The sequence below is a fragment of the Corynebacterium sp. ACRPE genome, from assembly GCF_022347435.1.
Classification (GTDB): Bacteria; Actinomycetota; Actinomycetes; order Mycobacteriales; family Mycobacteriaceae; genus Corynebacterium; species Corynebacterium tuberculostearicum_D.
Genome location: NZ_JAKRNA010000044.1, coordinates 1 through 6,421, shown reverse-complemented (window position 1 = coordinate 6,421; position 6,421 = coordinate 1). Strand labels below are relative to the sequence as shown.

Below are 6,421 nucleotides of genomic sequence, written 5' to 3'. Positions count from 1 at the left end.
CACCGAGGATTTCCCGTCGGGGGCTAGATATATGCTTCCGGAGCATATACTTTCCGGAAACCTACAGGTCAATCCGTGAAAATCCGCGATTCCGGACACACTTTTTGACCCTTAACCCGAAAATTCCGTGCAATTTCATGAATGCTTTTGCTGAGGGTGGGGACTTTCTCAAGCCGTGCGAAGTGCTTCGTGGTGACGATTATCTATAGGAAATTCAATTTAAACCGGTGTGGGCTTCGGGGGTAGTAGTAGCGTTGTCGATAGCTGGGGTTTAATCTGAGTCACACTCGCCTACTTTCGTAGCGTAGGACATGGTGAATTGTCGACTTATTAAGGAGCACTATGCAGACCTCGCTCGGGCTCACGGCCATGGGCCTCATCATCATTTTCGTGACGGTGGGAATTTTGATCCGCGGCCGAGTAAATCCCATTATCCCCATGACCCTGGTACCCGTAGTTGGCGCCTTAATATGTGGATTTGGTCTAGGTGAAATATCTGACTTTTTCAGCGAGGGCTTAAATTCCGTTATCAACGTCGTGGTGATGTTTATCTTCGCCATTATCTTCTTCGGCATTTTGCAAGACGTTGGCCTATTTACTCCAGTCATTCGTACGCTCATCAGGGCCACCCGGGGAAGGATCATGGCCGTAACGCTGGGCACTGCGGCGATTGGTGTAGTAGCGCACCTTGATGGATCGGGTTCTACCACTTTCCTTATCACTATCCCGGCTCTCTTGCCGCTCTACCGTGCGCTGAATATGTCGCGCTACGTGCTCATCACCATTGTGGCGATGGCTGCCTCGGTCATGAACATGGTTCCTTGGGGCGGCCCGCTGGGCCGCGCCGGTGCTGTGGTCGATCAGCAGCCCAATGCCATCTGGGTCCAACTCCTGCCTATTCAAGGCGTGGCGATTGTGCTGGTATTCCTCTTGGCTGCGCTTTTGGGGTGGTGGGAACAGCGCCGCGTTGCGGGGCTACGCGAAAGCGGAGAACTAGCGGGTGGTACTGCAGTGGACGTGAATGCGTTGGCGGATGAATTCGCTGCTGCACAGGCACGTGAACAGCATAAATTGGGCTACCACTTCCGCGAAGGGCGCTGGGTAACCGTGATCAACATTGTCGTTGCACTTGCCGTTTTAGTGGCCTTGCTCTCGGGCATAGTCCCGCCCGCCCCAGCCTTCCTCATCGCCACGACCATCACTTTGGCAATCAACTTCAGTGGACCAATGGAGCAAGGGGAGGCCCTGCGGCGTCACGCGCCCAATGCCTTGGCCATGGCAGGCGTCATCCTTGCCGCCGCGATGTTCTTGGGCGTCCTCAATGAAACCAAGATGCTTGAGGAAATCGCACTGACATTAGTGAACGTTCTACCAGAGGGCGTCGCACCACACCTGCACGTGATTGTGGGATTCTTTGGTGTGCCACTTGATTTGTTGACCTCGACGGATGCTTATTACTTCTCAGTGCTTCCAATTGTTCAAGGCACCGTTGAGAGCTTTGGAGTCAGCGGTATGGGTGCGGCCTGCGCGCTCATTATCGGCAATGTGGTGGGTACCTTCGTCTCACCCTTCTCGCCTGCACTTTGGCTGGCGCTGGGTCTTGCGGAAGGTCAGATGGGTAAATACCTCAAGCTGGCTTTCCCAATTGCGTGGATTTTCTCCGCCATCTTGGTTGCCGTGGCGCTATTTACGGGAATGCTGGCGTAACAACGAAAAGGCCCGCAGCAAAGCTGCGGGCTGTTGGTCGGGATAACAGGATTTGAACCTGCGACCTCTTCGTCCCGAACGAAGCGCGCTACCAACCTGCGCCATATCCCGGCGTTCCGCCTTGAAAAGCGGTACCTGGATACTTTAACGCAAGCTGAGCGCAATCAACAAAACGGCAGGTGGCCGGGTTTAGTCCACCTCGGTGATTTTCAGCAGAGTGGCGGAAGGGCGGCAGAAAAGGCGTACCGGGGCGAATTTGGAGGTGCCCAGACCATTGGAAACATGCATCTTCATCGGGCCGAAGTCGTGGAGGCCCTGCACGCGGTCGCGGTCGATGCCGCAATTGGTTACCAGTGCGCGGGAGCCGGGCAGGCAGATTTGGCCGCCGTGAGTGTGTCCAGACAGCGAGAGTTGGTAGCCGTCGGCCGCGAACTTTTCCAGCACGCGGGGCTCGGGGGCATGGAGGAGCGCCAGGGACAAGTCGGCGTCCTCGTTGGGCGGGCCGGCGATTTCGGAGTAGTCATCTAGATCATGGTGGGGATCGTCCACGCCGGCGACGGCAAGGCGGACATTGCCCACCTTGAATTCATGGCGGGCCTGGTTGGCATCGCGCCAGCCGTGCTCCAAGAAGGCGGCGCGCATACCGCGCCACGGCAAGTCCACATAGGAGGGCTCGCGCTTTTTGCCCAGCAGGTACTTGAAGGGATTGACCGGCTGCGGTGCCCAGTAATCATTGGTGCCGAAGACGAAGAGGCCGGGGCGAGCCAGCAAAGGACCGAGAGCGCGCAACGTATCGGGAACGGCCTGCTGGTCGGAGAGATTATCGCCAGTGTTGACCACGAGGTCCGGCTCTAGGGCGTCGAGGGCAGAAACCCAGGCAATCTTGGTCTCCTGGCCGGGGATCATATGCAGATCGGACAGATGCAGCAGCCGAAATTCCGACTTACCGCGCAGCGTGCCCTTGGGCAGGAGGGGGAGCGTATATTCCTTGAGCTCGAATTTGGTCAGTTCGCTATAGCCCCATGCCGCGGCGCCCAGGCCGGCAGCGGTGAGGCCGCCAAGAATACGTAAAAGTTTCACGGCTACCACACTACCTGGCGTACATTGATAGGCATGAGCGAGCTAAAGCAAACCATCCGTGCAGATCTGAAAACCGCAATGAAGGCCAAGGAGAAGCAGCGCACCAGCGCCATCCGCGCCTTGCTGGCCGCCATCCAGGCCGAGGAGACCAATGGCTCCCGGCATGAGCTGGAGGACGCCGATATCCTCAAGGTGATTGCGCGCGAGATTAAAAAGCGCCGCGAGTCCGCCGAGGTCTATGAGGAAAACGGCCGTCCGGAGCTGGCGGAAGCCGAGCTTGCCGACGTCCCCTTCTTCGAGGCCTACCAACCCCGCCAGCTGGACGAGTCCGAGCTTAAGGCCCTAGTGAAGGACTCTATCGCGGAGGTAGAGGCCGAAAACGGCGAAGCACCCACCATGAAGCAGATGGGTGCAGTAATGAAGGTGGCCAATGCCAAGGCCGCCGGCCAGGCAGATGGCAAGCGCCTGTCCGCTGAGGTCAAGTCCCAGCTGAGCTAAAGCGGGCAAGACCGCAACGGGCGAGGATTAGCGGCCAAGCAGACTGCGGACGTCGTTGGCAAAGCTATCGATGTCCTCTTGGCGGATGCCAAAGTCTTCCGGCGAGAACCCGCCGCCGGTATCGGTACCGCCACCACCGTTACCCGTTCTGCCGCCTGTGTCGCCAGTCGAGCGGCCCGGGCTCGTAGCACCGTCGGCATTACCGCCGCCGGTGCTATTTTGTGCGCCGGTGGAGTCGGCGTCGGCCACGCCGGAGGAAGGGGATTGGGAGGCCCCGGCGTCGTCGGAAAGCTGCAGCGTAATCTCCGCGCCCTTCTTCTTGCCGTCCTTGCCGGTAATCGCGCGAACCACGCGGCCATAAGGAACATTGCCGCCGATAACCCGGGAGGTCTTGACCACGTAGCCCTTGGACTCCAAGGTCTGGCGGGCCTCGGCCTCGGACTTGCCGCGCAGGCTATCAAGGGTCTTATCGGCCGTGGTGCCGTTGTCGTACTTCTTGTTGTAATTCGGCAGCCCGGCCTTGGTGGCTATCGGCAGCTGCGTAGCCATGCTGAAGAAGGTCTGCGCCGGCTCCAAGCCGCCGTAGAGGTTGCCCCAACCCGCGCACTGGCGCACCGGGCCGGTACACAGCGGGACGGTGGAGGTGCCATCGTTATAGATATACGGCGCGGCGGAAATGCCCTCGTTGAATCCCAAAAATGCGGAGGACTGGTTGGACTCGGTGGTACCGGTCTTGGCCGCGATAGGGCTGGAGTAACCGGCCGCCTGGGCGGCATTCTTGGCCGTGCCTTGCTTGGCGTCCTCGGACAGGGCGTTGCTCATCGCACGGGCAACACCCTTATCAACGGCCTGCTCACACGGGGTTTCCTTGAGATAGACCTCGTTGCCTTCCTTATCCGTGACCTGGGAGATGGGGTTAGGCTCGCACCACCTGCCATCCGCGGCCAGCGTGGCGCCGACATTGGAAAGCTCCAGCGGGTTGACCTGGTCCGGGCCCAAGGTGAAGGAGCCGGAGTTGGCGTCCTTGGTGTGCTGGGCAATCGAGGTGTCTTTATCAAAGCTGCCCTTGTCATCGTAGGAGCGCAGGCCCAAACGCACGGCCATATCGACGATGGGTGCTACGCCTACCTGCTCCGTGAGCTTGATAAACGGCGTATTGGGGGAGTGCGCCAGCGCTTCCTGCAGCGTCATCGTGGCCTTATAGGCACCAGCGTTTTCCACGCAGTAGCGGTCCGCCGGGCAGCCGTCGGCGCCGCCGTGGCCTAGGCCCTCCGCTTCGTAGCGGGTCGGCACATCCACGGTGTTTTTGATGCCATAGCCCGCTTCGAGCGCGGCCGCGGCGGTAAAGACCTTGAAGACGGAACCTGCACCGTTGCCCACCAAGGAGTAGGGCTGCGGCAGGATGGTCTCATTTTTATCCAGGTCCAGGCCGTAATCGCGCGAGGAGACCATGGCTAGCACCTTGCGGTCCGACCTGCCGGGCTTGATGACGTTCATGACTTCAGCCACGCCTTGGGCATCCGGGTTGGTATGGTTTTGGACGGACTCGAGGGCCTTATCCTGCACCGTTGGGTCCAGCGTGGTTTTGATGGTGTAGCCGCCGCGCGCTAGCTGCTCCTCGCTAATGCCCTTCTTATCCAGGTATTTCAGTACATAATCACAGAAGAAACCGCGGTCGCCGGCGCCGATGCAGCCATTGGCCAGCGTTTTGGGCTTCTTGCCGACGCCCAGCTTCTCCCCCTTATATTTATCCGCTTCCTGTTGTTTGATATGGCCGTTATCCGCCATGGATTGCAGGACTAGGTTGCGCCGCTCGGTTACTTCCTCGGCGTTGGTATAGGGATTGAGGCGCTCAGAGGATTGGACCATGCCAGCCAGCATCGCTGCCTGCGGCACCGTGAGCTCGGAAGCATGCGTGCCAAAGTAGGTGCGGGCCGCCGCCTCGACGCCATAGGCATGGTTACCAAAAGACACCAGGTTGAGGTAGTTGGTGAGGATGTCATCCTTATCCAATTCCGCATCCATCTTGGTGGCCATGCGCATCTCGCGCAGCTTGCGGGCCACGGATTGCTCGGTGGCCGCGGCGCGCTCTTCATCGGTGGTGGCAGAGACCAGCAACAGGTAGTTCTTGACGTACTGCTGATCGATGGTGGAAGCGCCCTGGGAGACGCCGCCTGACGTCAGGTTTGTCCATAGCGCGCGGAAGTTTCCCTGGAAGTCCACGCCTTCGTGATCATAAAAGCGCTCGTCCTCAATGGAGACGATGGCGTTTTTCATGGCCTTAGAGATCTTCTTGCTCTCCACCGGGTGGCGGCGTTGGCTGAAGACATAAGCCATGTCCTTGCCCTTGGCGTCTTTGATCGTGGTGACGCCTGGGATATTGCCGGCAGTCAGATCTTGCAGGTCAGATTGCATGGTTTCGTTAGTGCGGGCAATCGCCACACCGGAAATGCCCGCGAAGGGGGCAAGAGCCAGGGCGATGAGCGCGCCTACCAAGACCGTAGACAGGGCTATCTTGGCCAAAGATTTGATGACAGTCACGTCCCATACCCTACGTGGTCGCCCTTGGTAGGTGGAAGATCACTCGCACCCCCTAAAGTGTGACGTGTTAGACAATCTTCTACCTGGATGAATAGACTTAGATGCGTTACATAGTATTCCGTCTGGGAAGGAGCACACTCACCCATGACCGTTCGTGTGAAGACTGCTGGAATGTCTAATACAGCCCGAAATCCCGAGCGTGGTGAGTGGGTCACCCAGGCCAAATGCCGCAAGGGCGACCCAGATGCCCTCTTCGTTCGCGGTGCGGAACAGCGCAAGGCGGCCGTCATTTGCCGCCACTGCCCGGTACTGACCGAATGCCGCGCTGACGCCCTGGATAATCGCGTCGAGTTCGGTGTGTGGGGCGGGCTGACCGAGCGCCAGCGCCGAGCTCTGCTGCGCAAGAACCCCCACATCACGGATTGGGCCCACTACTTGGCTCAGGGTGGCGAGCTCGTCGGGATTTAAGAAATTTGAACTGGCCCCCGAAAGTTGGACTGGTTTAATTCTAGGCGGTTAGGGCTTCAAGGGTCTGATTTCGATATTGCATCGGGGTTAGACCCTTGAGTCGTTGTTGGATGCGTTCGGTGTTGTA

At 59.0% G+C, this 6,421-nt stretch carries 6 protein-coding genes and 1 tRNA gene; 3 read left to right on the top strand and 4 right to left on the bottom strand.

The window, feature by feature from the left end; all coding sequences use genetic code 11:
- Positions 1–342 precede the first annotated feature (342 nt).
- The gene (locus MHY13_RS11945; RefSeq protein WP_239230274.1) at positions 343–1,707 is read left to right on the top strand and encodes a CitMHS family transporter; all 1,365 of its coding nucleotides are present in this window, start codon (positions 343–345) and stop codon (positions 1,705–1,707) included.
- A gap of 34 nt (positions 1,708–1,741) precedes the next feature.
- On the opposite strand, the gene MHY13_RS11940 is transcribed toward MHY13_RS11945, so the two are convergent.
- Positions 1,742–1,818 (bottom strand) — tRNA-Pro (locus MHY13_RS11940).
- 78 nt (positions 1,819–1,896) lie between these two features.
- Positions 1,897–2,787 (bottom strand): metallophosphoesterase, encoded by an 891-nt coding sequence (locus MHY13_RS11935; protein ID WP_204610443.1) that lies wholly within the window; start codon positions 2,785–2,787, stop codon positions 1,897–1,899.
- Positions 2,788–2,820: 33 nt separating this feature from the next.
- Between MHY13_RS11935 and MHY13_RS11930 the strand changes: the two genes are divergently transcribed.
- Positions 2,821–3,285: a GatB/YqeY domain-containing protein gene (locus MHY13_RS11930; protein WP_204610441.1), complete on the top strand. Its 465-nt coding sequence runs from the start codon at positions 2,821–2,823 to the stop codon at positions 3,283–3,285.
- Between the two features lie 27 nt (positions 3,286–3,312).
- Here MHY13_RS11930 and MHY13_RS11925 read toward each other — a convergent pair whose 3' ends face one another.
- Positions 3,313–5,826: a transglycosylase domain-containing protein gene (locus MHY13_RS11925; protein ID WP_239283233.1), complete on the bottom strand. Its 2,514-nt coding sequence runs from the start codon at positions 5,824–5,826 to the stop codon at positions 3,313–3,315.
- Between the two features lie 144 nt (positions 5,827–5,970).
- Between MHY13_RS11925 and MHY13_RS11920 the strand changes: the two genes are divergently transcribed.
- Entirely contained in the window at positions 5,971–6,294 is a 324-nt protein-coding gene (locus MHY13_RS11920; RefSeq protein WP_005323132.1) for a WhiB family transcriptional regulator, read from the top strand.
- 40 nt (positions 6,295–6,334) lie between these two features.
- Here the strand turns inward: MHY13_RS11920 and MHY13_RS11915 are convergent.
- Positions 6,335–6,421, bottom strand: an 87-nt coding sequence (locus MHY13_RS11915) for an IS3 family transposase (protein ID WP_239230518.1), incomplete at its 5' end; no start/stop codon positions are given.

Bases quoted from the DNA above. Each gene is read 5' to 3' on its own strand.
- MHY13_RS11945 (WP_239230274.1), top strand. From the start codon at position 343: ATGCAGACCTCGCTCGGGCTCACGGCCATGGGCCTCATCATCATTTTC.
- MHY13_RS11930 (WP_204610441.1), top strand. From the start codon at position 2,821: ATGAGCGAGCTAAAGCAAACCATCCGTGCAGATCTGAAAACCGCAATG.
- MHY13_RS11920 (WP_005323132.1), top strand. From the start codon at position 5,971: ATGACCGTTCGTGTGAAGACTGCTGGAATGTCTAATACAGCCCGAAAT.